Origin of the sequence: Cognataquiflexum rubidum (assembly GCF_022538115.1) — a bacterium.
GTDB classification, from domain to species: Bacteria; Bacteroidota; Bacteroidia; order Cytophagales; family Cyclobacteriaceae; genus Cognataquiflexum; species Cognataquiflexum rubidum.
The window spans coordinates 1-21,857 of sequence record NZ_JAKZAL010000028.1 but is presented as its reverse complement, the minus strand read 5'-3'; the positions used below and the strand labels follow the sequence as shown (position 1 = coordinate 21,857).

Below are 21,857 nucleotides of genomic sequence, written 5' to 3'. Positions count from 1 at the left end.
GAATCTTCATCTAGAAAATTCAAATCACAATGAAAAGAAAATATTTCTTCTTTCTGCTGGTTTTCCTGTTGCTTGGTTCAGGCAGTTATGCACAGGATAAATCAATATTGGAGCAACTCGAGGCTATTGCCATCATCGACCAAAAAGTCATGATGCCCATGCGGGATGGTGTAAGGTTGGCCACGGACATCTATAGACCCAAAACGCAACAGCCCGTTCCGATTATTTTTTCAAGGACTCCCTACAATTTCAATGCTTACCGAGACGGGGAATTGCAGGAACGCAGCCTTCAAACTGCTCTAGAAGCGGTAAAGCGCGGCTATGCCTATGTGGTCCAAAATGAACGCGGTAGGTTCTTCTCCGAGGGAGAATGGGATATCCTCGGTACGCCGCTAACGGATGGGTATGATGCCTTTACCTGGATGGCCGCACAGCCTTGGAGCAATCAAAAAATCGGGACTATCGGCTGTTCTTCCACTGCGGAATGGCAGATGGCGGTCGCCTCCTTAAATCATCCTGCCCATGTGGCCTTGGTGCCGCAGGCGTTTGGCGCAGGAGTTGGCAGGATCGGTGATTATTATGAGCAGGGAAACTGGTACCGCGGCGGTGCAGGTCAGATGCTGTTCACAGCATGGCTATATGGCACGCAGCACGATCCAATGGCTCCAAAATTGCCTGAAGGAATTTCTCAGGAAGATTTGTTGCGTTTGCAAAAGTTCTATGACATGGCGCCACGATATCCCAAAGTGGATTGGAAAGACGCTTTGAGTCACCTGCCGGTGCAGGATATCATCAAAAATGTGAATGGACCTCAGGGGATTTATGAGGAAATGATTACCCGAAAGCCTAACGATCCAAAATGGTATGAGGGCGGATTGTACCATGACAACATGGAGTTTGAAAAGCCTGCTTATTGGTTTGTTTCTTGGTATGATGTCTCCACGAGTCCAAACCTAGCGATGTACAACCATATCAGGGCCAATGCCAAGGATCCAAAAGTGAGGGATAACCAATATCTGGTGATTGCCCCTACTCTTCATTGTTCTTTTACCCGAGCAACTGAAAATACCATTGTGGGTGAAAGAAGCATGGGTGATGCGCGACTTCCTTACAATGACATGACGTATGCGTGGTTTGACCATTGGCTTAAAGGGGATGAAGGCAATGCCAAAAAGGAAATGCCCAAAGTGACCTATTTTACGATGGGCTCCAACAAATGGCAAACCTCGGATACTTGGCCACCCAAAGAAGCCCAAATGACGACTTATTACCTGAATAGCAGCGGCAAAGCCAATACCAGAAATGGTGATGGGGTTTTGACCAACAAAAAACCTGGAAAAGACAACCCTGATACTTTCAAATATGACCCCATGAACGCTGTGACTTCCTACGGAGGCAATGTCTGCTGTACCGGCAATGCGGTGCAGGGAGGTTCTTTTGACCAACAGGAAATGGAACTGCGGGAAGATATTTTGGTCTACACTTCTGAAGTGTTGGCAGAGGGAATGGAAGTCAGCGGATTTATCGAGTCTACCCTGTATCTGTCCACTGATGTGAAAGACACAGACTTGACCATCAAGCTGATTGATGTCTATCCCGATGGAAAAGCATATAATCTGGATGAAACCATCCAAAGGGTGCGTTACAGGGAAGGTTATGAGAAGGAAGTGTTTATGGAAAAAGGGAAGGTCTATCAGGTCAACCTTACTCCGATGTCTACTTCCAACTACTTCGAAAAAGGTCACCGTATTCGTATAGAGGTTTCCAGTTCCAATTTCCCAAGGTTTGACAGAAATATGAATACCGGGGGCAATAATTATGATGAAACAGAAGGCGTCATCGCTACCAATCAGATCCATCATTCTTCTAAATATCCGAGCTATATCAGTCTTCCTATTATGAAAAAATGATTTTGGAAATTCGAATTACGAGGTACGATTTACGGAGCAACAAAAGGAGAGATTAAATGAAGAATTAAGATTCAATGTCGTTTAGATAAGCTTTTGCTTTATAAAAACCTTTTCCAAAGTTGGGGTCAGACCATGAAAATCTTAAAACATCCATTCCGAACTTTGGAAAAGTTTATCGAATCCCCCTAACAAAACGACATTGAATTAAGATTGAATAATTCTGAATGGGTTGAACCATGAGAAATGAAAAAAGGCACAAAAGATGAACTTCTCTTGTGCCTTTTTTAGTTGAGGCTTCACAGGATATTTTTGAAACCTTCATGCTTATCCCTAAAATTTAGCGAAATTTGAAGTAAAGTTTATCCCTGTGTCAAAGTCCATCCTCCTCCTCACCCCTCCATTTACCCAACTCAATACCCCCTACCCGGCAACTGCCTATATCAAAGGGTATTTGAATACGTTAGGAAAAACGGCATTTCAAAGTGACTTAGGTATCAAAGTAATCCTGAGAATTTTTTCAAAAGAAGGTTTAACCAAATTATTTCAATCTATTGAAAATAAAGGAGTTAAAAACTATTCTATTAACATCCAAAGGATAGTCAAACTACAGAAAGACTACCTGCATACCATTGATCCTGTCATCCGCTTTTTACAATTTGACAATCCCACTTTGGCCTATAATATCTGTGACGGTGACTTCCTGCCACAGGCCTCCCGCTTTGACCAATTGGATGATTTGGATTGGGCATTTGGGACAATGGGCATCCAAGACAAAGCAAGGCATTTCGCCACTTTGTACTTAGAGGATATCGGGGATTTGATCAGCGAGGCTTTGGATCCGCACTTTGGGTTTAGCCGATATGCAGAGCGGTTAGGAAGGTCGGCTACTTCATTTGATGCTTTGAATGAAGCATTGGAAGGTCCCGAATCTTTTACCAATCAGTTTTTATTGGAGGAATTGGAAAAACTGATCCAAGAAACCGATCCTTATTTTGTATGCCTTTCGGTTCCTTTCCCCGGAAATCTTTACGGTGCCTTGCGTTGTGGAAAATTCATCAAAACCAATTATCCCCACATCAAAGTCGCTATGGGTGGCGGTTATCCCAATACTGAACTCCGGTCAATCAATGAACCCCGGGTATTCAACTATGTGGATTTTATCACTTTGGATGATGGGGAAAGGCCTCTCACCTGCCTATTGGAGCATTTGGATGGAGAAAGAAGTCTGGACCAACTCAAAAGAACCTTTTCCTTGGTCGACGGAAAAGTTTCCTATCTCAATGGCGCTAAAAATACCGACATCCCTTTCAGCCAAACAGGAACGCCTGATTATTCCGGATTGCCATTGAACAAATACCTATCTGTCATCGAGATTGCCAATCCCATGCACCGCCTTTGGTCGGATGGGCGGTGGAACAAGCTGACGATGGCACATGGTTGCTATTGGAAGAAATGTTCCTTCTGCGATGTGACCTTGGATTATATCAAAAATTACGAGCCTATCAGTGCCACTATCATCTGTGACCGGATTGAGGAATTGATTGCACAGACAGGAGAAACGGGCTTTCACTTTGTGGACGAAGCGGCCCCTCCTGCCCTGATGCGAGAATTGGCCATCGAAATCCTGAAGAGAAACCTCAAAATCACCTGGTGGACCAATATCCGTTTTGAGGAAAGATTTACTTATGATTTGTGCAGGTTGCTGAAAGCCTCGGGCTGTATTGCCGTTTCTGGGGGTTTGGAAGTGGCCTCAGACAGGTTGCTGCAGATGATGCAAAAGGGTGTCACCGTATCCCAAGTAGCACGTGTGGCAAGGAATTTCACAGAATCGGGCGTGATGGTCCATGCTTACTTGATGTATGGTTTTCCGACGCAGACTGCCCAAGAGACCGTTGACAGCTTGGAGATGGTCAGACAACTCTTCATGAACAATATCCTGCAATCCGGATTTTGGCATTTGTTTGCAATGACTTCCCATGCACCGATAGGTATTGATCCTGGTGCGTTTAAAGTTGTCCGTACCGGACCTGAAAAAGGCCTGTTTGCCGACAACGACCTGAGTCATGAGGATCCCATTGGGGCTGACCATGAACTTTTCAGCGAAGGCCTCAAAAAAGCCCTTTTCAATTACATGCATGGTATTTGTTTTGAGTTTCCGCTACAGGAATGGTTTGATTTCAAAATCCCAAAAACATCCGTTTCTGCCAATTTCATCCACAATGCCATTCAGATTGAAACAGGCAATGTCCTGAAACCCAATGCCAAATTGATTTGGTTGGGAAATGAACCGGAACTGGAAAGAACGGCTTTTGTGAAAAAAGGTAAGAAAACAGAATTGTGGCCTTTGGTAATCGAAAATAAGAATGGAACCGAAGAAATTTTGGTAAGGCAGGAAGAGGGAGAATGGCTGGAAACAATCCTTCGGGATATCACACCCAAACTTGGGAAAAAAGAGATGACTTTTTCAGAGTTTGAAGAGAAATACGTGGCAGCAAACTTGGGGGATTTTGACCGGTTTTTGGGTTCTAAGGTTTGGAGGTCGCTGTTGGAGTATGGATTGGTGTTGGTTTGAGTTGAAAAGTTTTTTAAACAAGAAAAAAACTCTATAATTCTGTTTTTCACCACTGTTTCATTTGGCTTTTAAGTTCTTCATGAGTGGTAAAATCCACAGAATCGATTTCCTTTTCGGCTTCAAGTAGCTCATGGTTGTATTGCTCAATGCTAATTCTCCCTTCATTTTTCATCCCATAGTGCAGCACAGCTTTAATCGCTTTTAGCAATGAAATGTCTTCAACCTCCTGAAGTTCCCTTATAATCAATTCACGTTCAGCTTTAATGTCCATGTCTTTGTATTTAAAACTAAATTAGGAAAATTATTCCTTTTTGTTATAAACAATTTAACCCCGCGATGACGGAAAAAAAACAAAAGATATAAAAAGAAAAACCCGGCCTAAAAGACCGGGTTTTCATTCACTTTAACCACTAACAACCATAAAACAAACTCTTCATGCATACTCTCATATGCAATCCGAAAGATGAAAAACATCAATTTGTTGTAGTCGATACGGGAATCGAACCCGTGTTTTATCCGTGAAAGGGATACGTCCTAACCCCTAGACGAATCGACCATGCAGTTCAAAAAGAAAACACTGGATTTTTCCAGTGTTTTGGTAGTCGATACGGGAATCGAACCCGTGTTTTATCCGTGAAAGGGATACGTCCTAACCCCTAGACGAATCGACCATTTTGATGGGTTTTGACCTCTTTTTTGAAAGGTGTTGCAAATATAGCGGGTTTAAATAAGAATGCAAAACAAGACAAAAAAATATTTGGTTTTGGTAGTCAAAACATTGATAATTAACCTGAAAAATTATTGGAAGCCTTTCCCCGCAAATCCTTACTTTCGCCTTTGATTTAAAGTCCCAATTAGCTGACATGAAAAAAAAAAAAGTGGCAATCAATGGCTTCGGCCGTATCGGAAGGTTGACTTTCAAGCTTTTACTTGAAAAAGAAGACATCGAACTCATCGCTGTCAATGACCTTACGGACCCTGTTACCCTTGCCCACCTGCTTCAGTATGATTCTGTTCACGGGAAATACCCCTTTGCTGTCAAAGCGGTAGATGGAAATATTGTTGTGAAAGGAAAAACCATCCGGATATTTGCCGAAAGAAATCCGGAAAATATTCCATGGGGCGATCTTGACATCGATATTGTGTTGGAGTCCACGGGCAAATTCACTGAAAAATCACTTGCCGAAGGCCACCTCAAAGCAGGCGCAAAAAAGGTAATCATTACCGCCCCCTCTCCCTCCAAAGATGTCCCCACAATTGTCCTTGGAGTAAATGACCATATTTTAACCGGAAAGGAAACCATCATATCGAATGCCTCTTGCACTACCAATTGCCTCGCTCCAATGGTCAAAGTATTGGAGGAAAACTTTGGTATTGAAAAGGGATTTGTCTCCACCGTTCATTCCTATACAAATGACCAAAATTTACATGATGCCCCGCATAGGGACTTGAGAAGGGCCCGTGCCGCCGCCTACTCCATCATTCCCACTACGACCAATGCTGCCAAAGCCATGGAGATCGTGTTGCCGGCACTGAAAGGGAAAATTGAGGCTTCTGCGATGCGTGTACCTGTTCCGGATGGGTCACTCACGGATTTGGTGGTGTTGTTGCAACAAGAAACCACAACAGAGGAATTGAATGTTGTCTTCAAAAAAGCATCAGAAGGTTCTATGAAAGGAATCATTGAATATGAAATTGCTCCGATCGTGTCTATTGACATCATCGGCAATCCTCATTCCTGTATTTTTGATTCCGCCCTGACTTCGGCAAAGGGAAATCTTGTAAAAATTGTGGGATGGTATGACAATGAATCGGGTTATTCCAACCGATTGGTGGATCTGATTCAAAAAATCAGGTGATTTTAACTGTTTTCTCCTTGGTCCAAATGGGAACCTATTTGGTCAATCGCTTCCTGCACAGCGTCCAAAAACTGCCCTAGGTGAACAATAAAGTCCTCATTGAATCCTTTTTCAGAAATGATTTCTTTGCCTTCCTGAATGATTCCATTTAGGATATTGATTTCAAACAAGGCCAAGGCAGGTTTTACCTTGTGACGGATTTGGGAAATGATTTCCAGATCCTGTAATTCCGAACCTTCCAGGTATTTTTCCTTGAGCTCGGAAAGTGATTTATACAAAGCGCTTACCAGCTCTGCCTTGAATTCGGCATCGCCTTCTGACATTTCTTCGATCCTTTCAAAATTGACGGGCAATTGGTTTTCGAGCATCATTATTTTGGTTGTCTTGCGCTTACTCCTGCTACATATCCGGTACTCCAAGCTGCCTGAAAATTGAATCCTCCGGTAATTCCATCCATATTCAAAACTTCTCCGGCAAAATACAAACCCTTCACGAGCCTGCTTTCCATCGTTTCCGGATTGACTTCATCCAACACTACCCCACCTGCTGTCACGAACTCCTCTTTGAATGTGGTCTTTCCCTCTACACTTACAATATAACAAAAAAGATTTTGAACCAATTTATTGAATTGCTTTTTTGGTAAATTTTGCCAAAGATTATCAGCTACAATTTCTGATTTTTCGCAAAGGTGTTCCCATAGCCTTGCCGGAATTCCCAACAATGCATTGGTATTGATTTTCTTTTTGGGATGCTCATGTTGAAAGGAAAGCAGCTGACGGACAAGTCCTTCCTCCGTCCAATCATTGCCCCAACGGATATGTGCTTTGGCCTTATATTGTTGGTCAAAAAGCCATTTGGCCCCAAAAGCGGAAAGTTTGAGCACCGCAGGACCACTCAAGCCCCAATGGGTAATCAACAAAGGTCCCCTATAGGCCATTTTCGTTCCTTCAAGCCTGACAAAAGCATCAGGTACCGAAATGCCCATCAGTTTTTTGATGGGTTCCTGAGGAGTATTGAAAGTAAATAAGGATGGAATGGGAGGTTCAATCTGATGCTTGAAATTAGAGAGAAAATGAAAACCGTCCAATTTTGGGTTCCCCCCGGTACAGACGATCAATCTGTCAAATTCCAAAACTTTATCTCCGGAATTAACCTTGAAACCGGATTGAACTTTAGAAATTTCCTTCACCCAAAAGTTGAAAATTACTTTGATACCTGACTGATTGGCTGCTGATTGCAAAGCATCGATGATGGATTGGGAATCATCGGAAACAGGAAACATCCTGCCATCAGCCTCGGTTTTCAAAGCTACTCCCCGGGATTCAAACCATTGGATGGTATCCTTTACGGCAAAATGCCGGAATACTTTCTTGAGGAATTTTTCCCCTCGGGGATAGTTTTTGGAAAGCCCGGAAATCTCAAAGGCAGCATGTGTGACATTGCACCTACCGCCTCCCGATATCTTCACTTTAGCGAGTGACTTGGAAGTCTTCTCGATGATAGTCACTTCAGCATCCCCTTGGGCGGCATGAATGGCAGCAAAATACCCTGCCGCTCCTGCACCAATGACACCGATTTTTAGCCTTCCCACCCTTATCTTCTTTTACTTCCCGAAAATGAACCCAATATTCCCCTGGTCAATTCCCTGAAGATACTTCTTCCGATTTGCCTTACCATGGTGTTTTTGCTGAGTTCTTCGATGATGGAAGTTTCTTGGACAGGTTTTCCTTTTGATTTTGCACTTGGAATTGGTTGGTTTTTGGAAGCTTCTGCCGCAGCTTCTGCCCTGCTGATCTTTTGATCCAAAAGTTCAAAAGCACTTTCCCTGTCAATTTCAATATTGTATTTTTTGACAAGAGAGGATGACCTGACCAAACTGTCGATTTCACCTTCTGTCAAAATATCCATTCGTGATACCGGTGGCCGCAATAAGGTGTGTGCCAAAGGCGTAGGAATGCCCTTTTCATTCAACACCGTCACCAAAGCCTCCCCGATTCCCATAGAAGTCAGTACTTCATCTGTTTTATAAAAGGTGGAAATGGGATAATTCTCTGCCGTTTTTGAGATGGCTTTCCGGTCCTTGGCAGTAAAAGCCCTTAATGAATGCTGGATCTTTAAACCCAACTGTCCCAATACATTATCCGGAACATCTGTAGGTGTTTGGGTGCAGAAAAATACCCCTACCCCCTTTGACCTGATCAACTTCACTATGGCTTCAATCTTCTCAATCAAGTCCTTGGAAGCGGTAGAAAAAACCAAATGGGCTTCGTCAATAAAGAGACACAACTTTGGTTTGTCGGCGTCGCCCTGCTCAGGGAAAGTCTCATAAATCTCCGAAAGCAAGCTCAACATAAAGGTCGAAAATAGCTTGGGTTGGTTTTGGATATCAGTCAGGCGGATGATAGAAACCACCCCTTTGCCATCTACTGTTCTCACAAAATCCTGGACATCAAAGGAAGGTTCTCCAAAGAAATTCTCTGCTCCCTGCTGCTCCAATTCAATGATTTTCCGCATGATCGTATTGACAGTGGCGGAGGAAACAGCTCCGAATTCTTTTGCAATTTCTTCCTTGCCTTCGTTGATCACATATTGGAGTACTTTCTTGAGGTCTTTGAGGTCAAGTAAAGGCAGATGATGCGTGTCACAATACCTGAAAACCAAAGCTACCACGCCCCTTTGGGTATCGTTCAATTCCATAATCTGGGAAATGAGAACAGGGCCAAATTCAGACACGGTGGCTTTGAGCTTCACTCCTTTTTCATGACTGATAGACATCAGTTCCACCGGCAGACCGGTAGCCTCAAAATCTATCCCGATAAGGCTGCTCCTCTTTTCGATGTGGGAATTCAAACTTCCTGCCTGCGCAATGCCGGACAAATCACCTTTAAGGTCCATCAACACGGAAGGAACTCCATGGAGTGAAAGCTGTTCTGCGATCACCTGAAGGGTTTTTGTTTTCCCTGTACCTGTGGCACCGGCAATCAATCCATGACGGTTTAGGGTTTTAAGGGGTATTTTTACCTGCGCATGAGCAATCGGTTCGTGGTCCAAAATTCCTGTTCCGAGTATGATGGAATCACCTTTGAAGGTGTAGCCTTGCTCTAAATGTTGTTTGAAATCTTCTGATTTACTCATAGTAAAAATTGAAAAGGAGTGAATTTTCAGCTAAAATAAAAAAACCTGAATACAAATGGGTGGATTCAGGTTTTTTGTGAAATGTTTTGGGATTAATGGGTGACTACCGGTTGCATAAGTTTGGCCTGTGCAATAAAATCCTCAATCTGGGATAGGGCAGGAACTACCCTTGTGAGGTTTTTTTCTGCATTGGTTTCAACCAATGCTTTGTGAAGGTTTTCAGCATTTCGGGTTCTAAGTTCTTTGACGGTATCTACGCCGGCAGCTTTGAGCAATTCGGCAAACTGACTTGCTATGCCATTGATTCTGAAAAGGTCAGCCATATTGACCCAATCAAGGATGACACCTTCTCCGATTCCGCTTGCATCGGCTATTTCTTTGCGGCCTTTTTTGGAAGCTCCTTTTTCCAAGAGCCCTTCAACTGTACTGATTCCGGCTGCTGCCAGTTTTTCTTTGTTTGCTGGACCGATTCCTTCGATCATGGTGATGGTTTTTGCCATAAAATTTAACTGTTTAAGTGAAAGAAATTATTTAAAGAAATTACCTAATCCACCCTTTAAAAGGTCTCCTGCTTTTCCAAGAAAGGAATCCCCAAGACCGCCACCGATCATTTTGGTAAGGTCAGAGATATCCAAGTTGCCTTCTTTGTAATCGGAAATGGCCTTAATAATAGCAGGGAGAACTACTGTACTGATTTTACCCGCAATCTCTGGTGAGACACCCATTTTAGAAATGAGGTCCTTGTCCAATCCACCTAGTAGATTTTGAAAAACCGGTGACTGATCCGCAGATGCTCCCATATTCACCATATCCAATATCCCGTCAAGGTTTCCTGAAATGGCCTCCCGGCTGATGGAGGATACCAAACTGTCCTTTGACAAGTCCAAAGCCTGTTTGGCCTGGTCTGGGTCAAGACCTACTTTTTCTTTCAATCCTGCCGAAAGTTGGGCGGATACTTGTCCTATTATTTCCTGAAGCATGGTGTAAATGGTTCTTATTTTGAGACAAATTAATCAATAATCTGTTTTCGTGGTTTTTTGAATGGTTTATTTTTGATCAGTCCCGCACTTTTTTACCATTGTTTTGTTGATTAAAGGTATTTACTTTGCTTCAGTTAAATTACCAAATCCCAATATTTACCAATGGTTTTGATCAAGCTTGGTTACAGTTCAGATTCTATTCTCAGGGTTTTCTTTATAGGAGTAATTTTCCTTTTCTTCGCTTCGCCTGTTTTTGCGCAAGTGAAACCAAATTTGGGGGGTTCGACAAGGATGATGAACAGTGCTTTGGCAGAAATGGAAAAAGGGGATTATGAAAAGGCCAATGCTTATTTTAGACAGATCATTGAAAATAACCTGTCAATTCCTCCTGAAATGCCTTACTTTTTTGCAGAGACACTTTTTCAGCTTGGACAATATGACAACAGCCTTAACTTTTTGACCAAATACCTTGAAATCAATGGCTATAAAGGGGACAACTATGAAGCTGCCAAAGCGCTTGAGGCCAAATTAAAAGCCAACATGGCTGCTATTTACAACTGTAAATTGTGTGATAACCGAGGATACCGCTATTTGCATTGCCCCACTTGCGAAGGGGAAAGACAGATCGAACAGGCATGTATGTACTGCAAAACAAGGGGTATGGTCGGCTGTACCAAGTGCAGGGGTTCGGGATTGATCACCAAAAAGAATGTATTCAATATTGTCGAATACTACGAATGTGAAAAATGCTCCGGTGACGGAAAACATACCTGTCCCAAATGCATGGGAAGTCTCAAGGAAATGAGTGATTGCAGGACCTGCAGGGGTCAGGGCAGGTTATTGTCAGAGGAGATCTGTGACCATAAACCGGGCACCCAACCGAGACATTTTTCAACTGGGTTTGAAAAATTGAAAGAAATGAGCCATTGAGGGGTGGTTATTTGGTTATTTGTAATAGGTCCCTGAGCTTGTCGAAGGGTTGGTTAAGGGTTATTGGTTATTTGTTTTTGGGTCCCTGAGCTCGAAGGGTTGGTTATTTGACTATCGGTTAATGGGTATAAAAAGAAAAAACCTGAGGGGACTCAGGTTTTTGTGGTATAATGTATCAGGAAGGTTTTTTACTTGCAATATTTATCCATCGCTACTTGCGCCTCTTCGTGACCAAGCTTGATAGCTGCGCGGATATCTTCACAACCCTGCTTTTTCTTGTCTGTGGCAAACTTTAACATGCCTCTGTAATAGTATGCCTGCCCGAAATCCTTATCCATCTTGATGGCCGTACTGTATTCTATCATCGCCTCGCCAGTATTTCCAATTTGGTGCAATGCCCTTCCTTTCAGGAAAAAAGCCATCGCAGGCGCTCCGGGAATCTGCACTGCGTAGTCCGCAAACAACAATGCAGAGGTATGGTTTTTCTGCTTTTGGTAGATGTTGGAAAGACTCATCAAGACTTGTGTATTTTTGGAATCAACAGCGTAGGCAGCAAGGAAGTCCTTTTCTGCTTTTTTGAATTCCCCTAATTCCTCATAGGATCGGCCTCTGTTGTAGAGCCCTTTTAAGTACTTGGGGTTGTTTTTCAATACATTGTCATACTCCTTTACTGCCTCCTCGTATTTTTCTTCGCTAAATAAATTATCTCCTTTATTGGAAATATTTTCCGAACAGGCTGACAAAGACATTATGCCGATAAGGGAGGCAAAAACCCAATGCTTTACTTTCATTTTGGTAATGGTAATCTTTAAACGGCTACATTATTTTCTCTTAATGCATCGTTGAGGGAGGTTTTCAAGTCAGTGGAAGGTTTCCGCTGACCGATGATGAGCGCACATGGTACCTGAAAATCACCTGCAGGAAACTTCTTGGTCAAAGATCCGGGAATAACCACGGACCTTGCCGGAACAAATCCTTTGTATTCTTTTGGTTCAGAACCGGTGACATCAATGATTTTTGAGCTTGCGGTGAGGGTAACCCCTGCGCCGATCACTGCTTCTTTACCGATCCTCACTCCTTCTACGATGATTGCCCTTGAGCCGATAAAAGCGCCATCTTCAACGATTACCGGGGCTGCCTGAACGGGTTCTAAAACCCCTCCAATTCCCACTCCGCCGCTGAGGTGGACATTTTTACCTATTTGGGCACAAGAACCAACAGTTGCCCAAGTATCAACCATCGTGCCACTATCCACATATGCCCCAATATTTACGTATGATGGCATCATTATTACGCCACTTGCCAAAAATGCACCATACCTCGCTACGGCGTGGGGAACTACCCTGACGCCCTGCTTGGCATAATTGGTTTTCAAAGCCATTTTATCATGGAATTCAAAAGGTCCCACTTCGATGGTGTGCATTTTTTGGATGGGGAAATAAAGGATAACCGCCTTTTTTACCCAATCATTGACCTGCCAAGAACCGTCTTCCAAAGGTTCAGCAACCCGGATTCCGCCACTATCCAATTCAGAAATTACAGTTTTGATGGCGATTTCTACTTCCTTTTCTTTTAACAATTCCCTGTTTTCCCAGGCTTTTTCGATTATTGACTTTAATAATTCCATATTTTTGGTTTCGGTCTTCTAAATTTTATCCATCAATGCACCAAATCCCAATTGTGATCGCTTCCGTGTTAAAACCACTCAAAGATCCAAGGGCGTATTATAGGTTTGCATTTTCATTGCGTGAAACAAATAAATACAATATTAACATCATAGGATTTTCCTTAAAAAAAGAACCTGAGGAAGAAAACATCAAATTCCACTCTATTTTCTCAAAAAACAGAAATGACTTTTCAAGAGCACTCGCAGGAGCGAGATTTTTTAAAAGATTATTCCAAATCAAGCCAAAATTGGTCATTGTTACCACTTTTGAGCTTTTGCCGGCAGCAATTCTTGCCAAATGGATGTTGGGATTTGCCTTGGTTTATGACTTACAGGAAAATCATGTCCTGAACCTCAGTCAAAACAAAACCATGTCAGGATTGAAAAAAGATTTGTCACAAGCTTTCGTTTCTTTGGTTGAATCCTGTTCAAATCCCTTCATAGACCATTATTTTTTTGCGGAGAAAGTGTATCTGAAAGAATTCCCAAAAATTAAAAGCCCTACCCTACTTCCAAACAAGTATTATGGACCTGTGCAGGATATCAAGCCTGTTTCTTTTGCATCAGGTAAAAACCTCCGGTTTCTGCTATCAGGAACCCTGACGGAAGTATATGGGATTTTAGAAGGAATTGAATGGTTTAAATCTGTTCTCGCCTATTATCCACAAGCCACTTTGGCTGTCATCGGACACGTCCCGATGCAGGGATACTATCAAAAACTTTGCGAAGCAACCGCTGACCAAAGGTCGATACAGTTCGAGGGATCAGAAAATCCCATTCCCTATTCGGCTATTTTAAAGGCTTATGCGGAGACGGATATTGTCCTGCTTCCTTACCATCAAATCCCAAGTATCAGCCCCAAAATCCCGAGTAAAATGTACGAGAGCATTGCCTTGGGAAAGCCTTGCCTGTATCAAGCGAATACAGAATGGGAAGATATCTGTTCTGTTTATCCTGCAGGAAAAGCAATTGACTTTAGGGATTTGACACATTCTCAACGACATTTAAACGACTTTTTGAAGGCCACATATTTTGATCTCGAACCCGGGGATGAGGTGTTGTGGAAAAGTGACGAAGCAAAATTTTTAGAGGTTGTTGCGCGGTTGACCGAGAAGGTTTAACCATTTCCATACGTACTTATTATCTTCTATTTCACAAGCCAAATTCCTTCTAAGGAGCTTTTTATGGCGTCTCCGTGATTAGGTAGCAGCTTCCTTTTGGTCCATTTTGAGCACATCCTATTTACCTGACATGATTTAGGAATCAAGCTCCTGTTCCTTTTTTATCCACCTAAGCCAAAAAAGTTATCCACTTTCCTGCCTGTTTGGAAACTCCATTCGGAAGTCAGGAAACTGAACGGCGTACCGTTATTTCGGTCAATAAATAAAGATTTTTTGCTCATAAAATATTGTTTTTCAATAGTTTAAGACAATATTTCTACTTAGCTAATTTTATTTTTAGCCTACCCTAAATCATAAACCACAGTATGGTTTGAGTTATCCACAGGTGGTTTAGACACTATAAAACTATTTTTAAGGTCAATCTAAATTTCTATCTTTGGGACTAAACCAACGAGAACCATGATTACCCTCACCTCTGCTGAAGAGAATTATCTGAAAGCCATCTACCATTTGTCTGATGGTGGAAAGAAAGGCGTGTCGACCAATGATGTCTCCGCTGAAATGAAAACAAAGCCTGCCTCTGTCTCGGACATGCTTCGGAAGTTGGGCGAAAAAGATGTGATCGAATACCGCAAATACTATGGCCTTCACATTACTGAAGAAGGAAAAAAACTTGCCCTCCAAACGATTCGCAAGCACCGCCTTTGGGAAGTGTTCTTGGTGGAGAAATTAAAATTCTCTTGGGATGAAGTCAATGAAGTAGCCGATGAATTGTCGCATGTCAAATCCAAAGTTTTGATCCAAAGACTCGATGAGTATTTGGGTTTCCCAAAGTTCGATCCACATGGCGATCCTATCCCGGATGAATACGGTGATGTACGGGCAAGACCACGTCAACTGCTCAATGAGCTTGACCTTGGTTCAACGGGTCAGATCGTTGCTGTCAAAGACAGCAGTCCCGCTTTCTTGAGGTACTTGGACAAAGTGGGTGCGTATATCGGTGCCAGGATCAAAGTCATGGACAAAACTGAATTTGACGGTTCTGTCGAAATTCTTGTTGACAATAAAAAGTCAATCTTCATGTCAAAAGATGTGGCGGGGAATATATTGGTGATGGTGTGAGGAAGTGGGAAGCTGGGTAGAATAAGAAGGGAATTTTTTTGACCGATGACCGATGACCGATGATTGGATTGGTAGTATTGGTTGTAATGGTTATAGTGGTTGTAATTGTTATCTGCTTCGCGTTGTCGTTGTTGTCGGGTTGGGAAGTTTAGGGAAAAAGGTTAATTGGTTAATTGGTTAATGGGTTAACTGTTCTGGGATAATCGAACATTATTAATTCATCATTCTAATTCTGAATTTCCCAATCTTGTGTCTTGTGTCTCATGTCTTGTGTCTGATGTCTTGATACTTGATACTGAAAAAAAGACTTTTCCACGAAATTGAACTTCAAACCAAAGCAAGTCGTTAAATTGGAGTAAAATATGATTGACCAAAATATGAAAAAGTTATTTGGCGCTTTGCTGATCACCCTATTCAGCTTCCAAATCACCATGGCCCAGGATAAAATCACCTGGCTGACATTCGAGGAAGCCGCAGCCAAAACTGCAGAAAATCCCAAAATGATCTTTGTGGATGTTTACACCGATTGGTGTGGATGGTGCAAGAAAATGGACAAAGACACTTTCACCGATCCTAAAGTCATTGGGTTTATCAATGAGAATTTTTATGCTGTCAAAATGAATGCTGAAGACAGCAAAAGAAAATTCAATTTCAAAGGCAAAGAATATACCGAAGCCACGATGGCTCGAGCGATGCGGGTAAGTTCCTACCCCAACTTTGTGATCATGGATGCCTTGATGGAAAATATCGCCCAATTTCCCGGCTACCGAGAACCTGCTCCCTTTCTTTCCGGAATGGATGACCTCCTCAATAAATTCGGCAAGTAAGTATGTCATTTTCCCTGCACGAAAAAGAAGATACCATTGTGGCATTGGCCACCCCTCAGGGAGTAGGTGCCATTGCGGTCATCCGACTTTCGGGAAAAGATGCCATCAAAATCACAAACAGTGTTTTTAAAGGGAAAGACCTGGAAAAGCAGGCTTCCCACACCATTCATTTTGGAACTATCCGCGATGGAGATAAAATCATCGATGAAGTCTTGGTCTCCGTTTTTGTCGCACCGAAATCCTTTACCAAAGAAAACGTGGTGGAAATCTCCACCCACGGATCCTCCTATATTGTCAATCAGGTCCTCAAGCTTTTGATCCGCCATGGTGCCCGACCGGCCAAACCGGGAGAATTTACCCAAAGGGCATTTCTCCATGGGCAGTTTGACCTGGCACAGGCGGAGGCAGTAGCTGACTTGATCCATTCAGATTCTGAGACCTCCCACCAAGCAGCCATGAATCAAATGCGTGGTGGCTTCAGCAGTGAGATTCAAAAACTCCGAAATGAGCTGATCCATTTTGCTTCGATGATAGAGCTGGAACTTGATTTTGGGGAGGAAGACGTGGAGTTTGCAAACAGGAATGACCTGAAAGTCTTGGTGGAAAAATTGCTTCGGGCAGTTGAGCTGCTGATTGCAAGTTTTGATTTGGGCAATGTGATCAAAAACGGTGTCCCTACTGTCATCGCCGGAAAACCTAATGCCGGAAAGTCCACCTTGCTCAATGCGCTTTTGAATGAAGAAAAAGCTATCGTGTCAGAAATTGCCGGCACCACCCGGGATTTTATTGAAGATGAAATCAATATCGGCGGCGTAATTTTCCGCTTTATCGATACGGCTGGACTTCGGGAAACAACGGATATCATCGAGGCAATCGGTGTCAGTCGGACGCAGGAGAAAATGAAAACGGCATCACTGATTCTGTACCTTTTTGACCTGACGGATACCGATATGGTCGAGATCAATCGGGATATCAATAGGTTGGAAAGCCAGGGAGTTCCTTTTGTCAAAGTAGCCAACAAAATAGACAAAGCCTCTGCTGAGTTTGTCAGAGAACTGAAAGCAAAGTATCCTGACACCATTTTTATTTCCGCTGGGCAAAAGGAGAATCTTGAAGTATTGAAAAGCCGCATTTTGGAGTTGGTCAATCTGGACAAGTTCAGAACCGGCAATACCATCGTTACCAATATCCGGCATTACGATTCCTTGGTCAAAACAAGACAATCATTGTTGGATGTGTTGGAAGGTTTGGACAGGCAGATTACCAATGACTTTTTGGCGATGGATATCCGTAGGTCTTTGCATTATCTTGGTGAGATCACCGGGGAGATAACAACAGATGATTTATTGGCCAATATCTTTTCGAAGTTCTGTATCGGGAAGTGAGTAAGGTTTGTCAGGTTGTCTGCTTCGCGTTGTCGGGGTGGTAGAAAACCCCGAAGGGGTGGCATGTTTATAGAAAAAATGTGAATTGAGTCAGATTTGGTTTTGGCTAATTTGAAGTGCAATTGAGAGATTTGCTTTCCGCCAAAACAGGGAAGGGAAATTTAACCACAGATGAACAGGATTGGCACAGATTTTTTACCACATAGGGTCATCGAGAACAGAGGGGGAATGTTGCTTTAATTGTTGTAGTGGTTCTAGTTGTTCCGCCACGGCGGACGAGTGTAATTGTTGTAAGTTATCTGCTGCGCATTCTTGGTACTTGTTTCTCGTGTCTTGGATCTTTTGTCTTGAATCTTGTGTCTTTTTTGGTTGTCTGCTGCGCGTTGTCAGGTTGTCGGGTCGGTAGAAAACCCCGAAGGGGTGGCATGTTTATAGAAAAAATGTGAAATGAGTTTGGTTTGGTTTTGGCTAATTTTATGGGTAATCGGGAATTGGACCTTTCGCCAAAACAGGGAAGGGAAATTTAACCACAGATTTAAATGATTTTCACAGATGGAGTAATATGAATTTTTTACCACATAGGGACATAGAGAACATAGGGGAAGGTTGTTGTAATTGTTGTAGTGGTTCTAGTGGTTCCGCCACGGCGGACAGGTATAATTGTTGTTTGCTAAGAGTTGTTGTGTTGTTTGGTAAATAACCCTGAAGGGGTGACATGTTTATAGAAAAAATGTGAAATGAGGTGGGTTTGGTTTTGGCTAATTTGAAGTGCAATTGAGAGATTTGCTTTCCGCCAAAACAGGGAAGGGAGTTTTTTACCACAGATTTAAAAGATGGTCACAGATTTTTTATCTCATAGGAATAGAGTAGATGACCCCGCACGTACGGGATACGGGTCTTCCCGCATTTGAGGGAGAGGTTCAATGGATTGTAGCTTGTGTTTTAAGGTAATAGGATAGCATTGATTCATATCCTTTTCTTCTCAGGCGTGCCAGCATTATCGTAGTAGTCATTACTGCCGAAATCTACATGACCGCTAAGCGCAGAACCTTTGTCTGCATTCCTCATTTTTAAAAAATCTGATTTCTGAAGCTAAGGGTATTAAAGGAACCTTGACACTTTTTTGCTAAATTCCCAAACTCTCTAGAAGGCCGATTGATCAGAACCTAAGGCATCGAAATCAGCCAAATTTGAGGGTTTTTATTTACGTTAGTCAGAAGCTTAAAAAACGACAGAGTAACAATTAAAATTTGAGAACATGAAAAATAAGATGACACATTTTGCAGTTCACATTGACGACATTGAAAGGGCAAAAAAATTCTATGACGGAGTATTTGAATGGGGTTTCAACTCCTATGGTCAAGACGACTTTTTGCAAATTAAGGCGGACAAGTCAGAAAATGGAGAACTTATTGGTGCAATGCAATCAAGAAAGTATTCACCTGTTCCTGACAAAATTATCGGTTTGGAATGCACAATAGGTGTTGAGAACATTGACGAAACTATTGAAAAAGTAAAGAGCAATGGTGGACAGGTTCTAATGCCTAAGACAGCTATTCCATACGTTGGTTACATTGCTAAATTTTTGGACACAGAAGGTAACTTGATTTGTGGAATGCAATACTACAATTCACCAAGATGAAAACAACACGGCCAATTCATCCAGACTTTCAATTTCTCTTGGACTTTAAAGACCAAGAAATTATTGACTTGTTCACAGACCTGCGAGAATACATCTTGGAATTGTACCCACTATTTTTTAACTATGAAACAAACAATAGTCGCTTCAAATAAAAAATCGTTGATGAATATAGTTAACCCAAAACACATTAAGCAACTGACAAACGCCCATAGCCTTTTTGCTCTAATAAACGAAAATTATGGAACTCCACCAAACTGGACAAGACCGCAAGGTTTTATTTCTTTATCTAAAATAATATTGGAACAGCAAGTAAGTTTATCTTCTGCCAAGGCACATTTTCTTAAACTCAATAGTTATTTGGTTGAGTTTACACCTTCCAACATTCTCAGACTTACAGACGAGGAAATGAGAAGTTGTCAAATCAGCCGACAAAAAACAAAATATCTTCGTGCGTTATCAACTGCAATAATTAGCGGTGATGTTGATTTGGAAGAATTACCAAAATTAAACGAGACAGAAATAAGAAAACAACTCACAAGCATTAAAGGCATTGGCGATTGGACTACTGATATTTATTTAATGTTTTGCCTTCAATCAAAAGATATTTTTCCGATTGGCGACATCGCAGTTGTAAATACAGTAAAAGAATTGAGTGATGCAAAAACAAAAGAAGAGATAATCTTGCTTGCGGAAAAATGGAAACCATTTCGTTCGCTTGCAGTGTATTTTTTGTGGCACTATTATCTAAAAAAAAGAAACAGACCGTCAGAATAAAATATTCAATGATAAATCTTATGAATAAAATTAATAGAACACCGCTTCGGGTAGACAGAAGAAGAGCCGATAATCGAGTAGACGGCCGTGAGCTATTAGCCCACAGCATGTCCCGCTAATGCGGCAGTGCGCCTACGCCACGGCGCACAAATCTCACACCACTCCCGCACGAGCGGGATACGGGTCTCGTATTTTCACTGGATTGTAGATCCGCTATCGGATGCGTTTTGAGGTGGTAGGAAAGCATCAATTCATAACCTTTTCTTCTTAGGCAGGACAAAGTAAAGGTAGTCGTCAGGATCGGACTCTGGGCTATTGCCCATACTCTTTTTCTGCCCACCATTCAGCCTGGCCCTTCGCTAAAATCTTCCAAAGGAAGATTTCTTTATGCTCAGTCCTCTCGGTAAGGTGAATATCCTTCTACCACCCCACAGACCCTCCCCAAAGCTCTCCTTTTTGTCCTCTGTCATACCTACCAATCCGGTACTTCCTCCCTTGCGGAAAGTTGGGACTTCGGTGTGCTGTGACACCTCATCCCCCAGAGATATCGGTACCACTTGCTTGGCTTCGTGACAGCCTGTCCAGAGAATCGGGATTTCCCCCGCGCTTAAGGGACTTTCACCCGTTGGAACGGTCATCTATTCGACCTATATACACCATTCAAGGCATACGAATTGACAACATTGGGTTGGAGGGTCGTCAGAATGTTTGGTTGTAATTGTTTAATTGGTTCTAATTGCTGTCTAGTTCTTATGTTGTTAAGGTTCTTTTTTCTTAATGATGAAAACCCTGAAAGGGTGACCTATTTATAGTAAAGGATATTGCATGGCATCCAGTTTGGTTTTGGCTAATTTGATGGGTAATTGGGATAAAAGCTTATCGCCAAAACAGTGATCGGGATTTTAACCACAGAACGCAAATGAAAAAGGTTCCGCCACGGCGGACAGGTGTAATTGTTGTATTTGTTCTAATTGTTGTCTGCTACGCGTTGTCAGGTTATCTGCTTCGCGTTGTCAGGTTGTCGGGTTGGTAAAAACACCCTGAAGGGGTGACATGTTTATAGAAAAATGTGAAATGAGTTGGGTTTGGTTTTGGCTAATATGATGGGTAATTGAGAGGATGGCTTTTCGCCAAAACAGGGAAGGTGATTTTTAACCACAGATTTAAAGGATTTTCACAGATGAAAAAAGTGGATTTATTTTACCACATAGGGTCATAGTGAACATAGGGGTGGAAAGGTTCCGCCACGGCGGACAGGTGTAATTGTTGTCAGGTTAACCGCTGCGCCTTCTTGGTACTTGGTACTTGATTCTTGGTACTTGTTTCCCGTGTCTTTTTTGGTTGTCTGCTGCGCGTTGTCAGGTTGTCGGGAGCGTCACCCTGAGGAACGAAGGGTCTCTTTCCAGTGGTTGTAATTGTTTTAGTTGTTGTAATTGTTGAAAGTTATCTGCTGCGCCTTCTTGGTACTTGGTACTTGATTCTTGGTACTTGTTTCCCGTGTCTTTTTTGGTTGTCTGCTGCGCGTTGTCAGGTTGTCGGGAGCGTCACCCTGAGGAACGAAGGGTCTCTTTCCAGTGGTTGTAATTGTTTTAGTTGTTGTAATTGTTGAAAGTTATCTGCTGCGCATTCTTGGTACTTGGTACTTGATTCTTGGTACTTGTTTCTCGTGTCTTGAATCTTGGGTCTAATATCTTGTGTCTTTTTTGGTTGTCTACTGCGTGTTGTCGGGTTTTAGGGTATAAAAAATCATCCCCATCTCAACAAGACAGGGATGATTGGTCAAAGGGTTACTTTTTTTTTCTTGCCTAGACTGGCGGAGCTTTCTTTTGCAGCTGCAGCCTGAGCGCATTCAGGTCCTTGGACATGGTCTGCAGGGCTACTTCCATCAACTGGTACCTCGTCTGGACCTCATGGAGGTTTTGTTGCAGTGCCCT

At 42.4% G+C, this 21,857-nt stretch carries 20 protein-coding genes and 2 tRNA genes; 10 read left to right on the top strand and 12 right to left on the bottom strand.

The annotated features are described in order from the left end of the window. Positions 1 to 29 precede the first annotated feature (29 nt). On the top strand, positions 30 to 1,910 hold the full coding sequence (locus tag MMU05_RS20900; RefSeq protein ID WP_241143601.1) for a CocE/NonD family hydrolase: 1,881 nt from the start codon (positions 30 to 32) through the stop codon (positions 1,908 to 1,910). 367 nt (positions 1,911 to 2,277) lie between these two features. Continuing rightward, positions 2,278 to 4,482, top strand: coding sequence for a B12-binding domain-containing radical SAM protein (locus tag MMU05_RS20895; protein ID WP_241143600.1), 2,205 nt, complete (start codon positions 2,278 to 2,280; stop codon positions 4,480 to 4,482). A 46-nt stretch (positions 4,483 to 4,528) separates the two neighbouring features. Here MMU05_RS20895 and MMU05_RS20890 read toward each other — a convergent pair whose 3' ends face one another. The 3 genes from MMU05_RS20890 to MMU05_RS20880 form a co-directional block, all read right to left on the bottom strand. Next, complete coding sequence (locus MMU05_RS20890; protein ID WP_241143599.1) at positions 4,529 to 4,753, bottom strand: hypothetical protein; 225 nt, start codon at positions 4,751 to 4,753, stop codon at positions 4,529 to 4,531. Positions 4,754 to 4,966: 213 nt separating this feature from the next. Then, positions 4,967 to 5,038, bottom strand: a tRNA-Glu gene (locus MMU05_RS20885). A 40-nt stretch (positions 5,039 to 5,078) separates the two neighbouring features. Next, positions 5,079 to 5,153: transfer RNA gene (locus tag MMU05_RS20880), tRNA-Glu, on the bottom strand. 192 nt (positions 5,154 to 5,345) lie between these two features. Between MMU05_RS20880 and gap the strand changes: the two genes are divergently transcribed. Continuing rightward, the gene (gap, locus tag MMU05_RS20875) at positions 5,346 to 6,341 is read left to right on the top strand and encodes a type I glyceraldehyde-3-phosphate dehydrogenase (RefSeq protein ID WP_241143598.1); all 996 of its coding nucleotides are present in this window, start codon (positions 5,346 to 5,348) and stop codon (positions 6,339 to 6,341) included. Positions 6,342 to 6,343: 2 nt separating this feature from the next. Here gap and MMU05_RS20870 read toward each other — a convergent pair whose 3' ends face one another. The 5 genes from MMU05_RS20870 to MMU05_RS20850 all read right to left on the bottom strand — a co-directional run bounded on the left by MMU05_RS20870 (position 6,344) and on the right by MMU05_RS20850 (position 10,456). Further along, positions 6,344 to 6,712, bottom strand: coding sequence for a hypothetical protein (locus MMU05_RS20870; protein WP_241143597.1), 369 nt, complete (start codon positions 6,710 to 6,712; stop codon positions 6,344 to 6,346). Then, positions 6,712 to 7,932 (bottom strand): BaiN/RdsA family NAD(P)/FAD-dependent oxidoreductase, encoded by a 1,221-nt coding sequence (locus MMU05_RS20865; protein ID WP_241143596.1) that lies wholly within the window; start codon positions 7,930 to 7,932, stop codon positions 6,712 to 6,714. Before MMU05_RS20865 ends, MMU05_RS20870 begins: the two co-directional genes overlap by 1 nt. 2 nt (positions 7,933 to 7,934) lie before the next feature. Next, positions 7,935 to 9,476 carry a helicase HerA-like domain-containing protein gene (locus tag MMU05_RS20860; RefSeq protein WP_241143595.1) on the bottom strand — a complete coding sequence of 514 codons (1,542 nt, stop codon included), beginning with the start codon at positions 9,474 to 9,476 and terminating at the stop codon, positions 7,935 to 7,937. Positions 9,477 to 9,568: 92 nt separating this feature from the next. Beyond that, the gene (locus MMU05_RS20855; protein WP_241143594.1) at positions 9,569 to 9,976 is read right to left on the bottom strand and encodes a DUF4332 domain-containing protein; all 408 of its coding nucleotides are present in this window, start codon (positions 9,974 to 9,976) and stop codon (positions 9,569 to 9,571) included. A gap of 27 nt (positions 9,977 to 10,003) precedes the next feature. Beyond that, entirely contained in the window at positions 10,004 to 10,456 is a 453-nt protein-coding gene (locus tag MMU05_RS20850; protein WP_241143593.1) for a DUF937 domain-containing protein, read from the bottom strand. Positions 10,457 to 10,618: 162 nt separating this feature from the next. Here MMU05_RS20850 and MMU05_RS20845 point away from each other — a divergent pair, with 162 nt between their 5' ends. Further along, a complete protein-coding gene (locus MMU05_RS20845) occupies positions 10,619 to 11,386 on the top strand; it encodes a molecular chaperone DnaJ (protein ID WP_241143592.1) in 768 nt (255 codons plus the stop codon). 188 nt (positions 11,387 to 11,574) lie between these two features. Here the strand turns inward: MMU05_RS20845 and MMU05_RS20840 are convergent, their stop codons facing one another. Further along, positions 11,575 to 12,177 (bottom strand): tetratricopeptide repeat protein, encoded by a 603-nt coding sequence (locus MMU05_RS20840; RefSeq protein WP_241143591.1) that lies wholly within the window; start codon positions 12,175 to 12,177, stop codon positions 11,575 to 11,577. Between the two features lie 17 nt (positions 12,178 to 12,194). Further along, on the bottom strand, positions 12,195 to 13,013 hold the full coding sequence (locus MMU05_RS20835) for a 2,3,4,5-tetrahydropyridine-2,6-dicarboxylate N-succinyltransferase (protein WP_113922220.1): 819 nt from the start codon (positions 13,011 to 13,013) through the stop codon (positions 12,195 to 12,197). Between the two features lie 35 nt (positions 13,014 to 13,048). Here MMU05_RS20835 and MMU05_RS20830 point away from each other — a divergent pair, with 35 nt between their 5' ends. The 6 genes from MMU05_RS20830 (at position 13,049) to MMU05_RS20805 (ending at position 19,923) form a co-directional block, all read left to right on the top strand. Further along, on the top strand, positions 13,049 to 14,173 hold the full coding sequence (locus MMU05_RS20830) for a glycosyltransferase family protein (RefSeq protein WP_241143590.1): 1,125 nt from the start codon (positions 13,049 to 13,051) through the stop codon (positions 14,171 to 14,173). A gap of 459 nt (positions 14,174 to 14,632) precedes the next feature. After that, positions 14,633 to 15,295, top strand: a complete 663-nt coding sequence (locus tag MMU05_RS20825) for a metal-dependent transcriptional regulator (protein WP_241143589.1) — start codon at positions 14,633 to 14,635, stop codon at positions 15,293 to 15,295. Between the two features lie 377 nt (positions 15,296 to 15,672). Next, on the top strand, positions 15,673 to 16,122 hold the full coding sequence (locus MMU05_RS20820) for a thioredoxin family protein (RefSeq protein ID WP_241143588.1): 450 nt from the start codon (positions 15,673 to 15,675) through the stop codon (positions 16,120 to 16,122). A gap of 2 nt (positions 16,123 to 16,124) precedes the next feature. After that, positions 16,125 to 17,507, top strand: coding sequence for a tRNA uridine-5-carboxymethylaminomethyl(34) synthesis GTPase MnmE (gene mnmE, locus MMU05_RS20815; RefSeq protein ID WP_241143587.1), 1,383 nt, complete (start codon positions 16,125 to 16,127; stop codon positions 17,505 to 17,507). Between the two features lie 1,258 nt (positions 17,508 to 18,765). Beyond that, positions 18,766 to 19,149, top strand: coding sequence for a VOC family protein (locus tag MMU05_RS20810; RefSeq protein ID WP_241143586.1), 384 nt, complete (start codon positions 18,766 to 18,768; stop codon positions 19,147 to 19,149). A gap of 123 nt (positions 19,150 to 19,272) precedes the next feature. Beyond that, positions 19,273 to 19,923: a DNA-3-methyladenine glycosylase family protein gene (locus MMU05_RS20805; protein WP_241143585.1), complete on the top strand. Its 651-nt coding sequence runs from the start codon at positions 19,273 to 19,275 to the stop codon at positions 19,921 to 19,923. A 115-nt stretch (positions 19,924 to 20,038) separates the two neighbouring features. On the opposite strand, the gene MMU05_RS20800 is transcribed toward MMU05_RS20805, so the two are convergent. Together MMU05_RS20800 and MMU05_RS20795 are read right to left on the bottom strand one after the other, a co-directional pair. Beyond that, positions 20,039 to 20,266, bottom strand: coding sequence for a hypothetical protein (locus MMU05_RS20800; protein WP_241143584.1), 228 nt, complete (start codon positions 20,264 to 20,266; stop codon positions 20,039 to 20,041). Between the two features lie 16 nt (positions 20,267 to 20,282). Next, a complete protein-coding gene (locus MMU05_RS20795) occupies positions 20,283 to 20,561 on the bottom strand; it encodes a hypothetical protein (protein WP_241143583.1) in 279 nt (92 codons plus the stop codon). Positions 20,562 to 21,857: the final 1,296 nt, after the last annotated feature.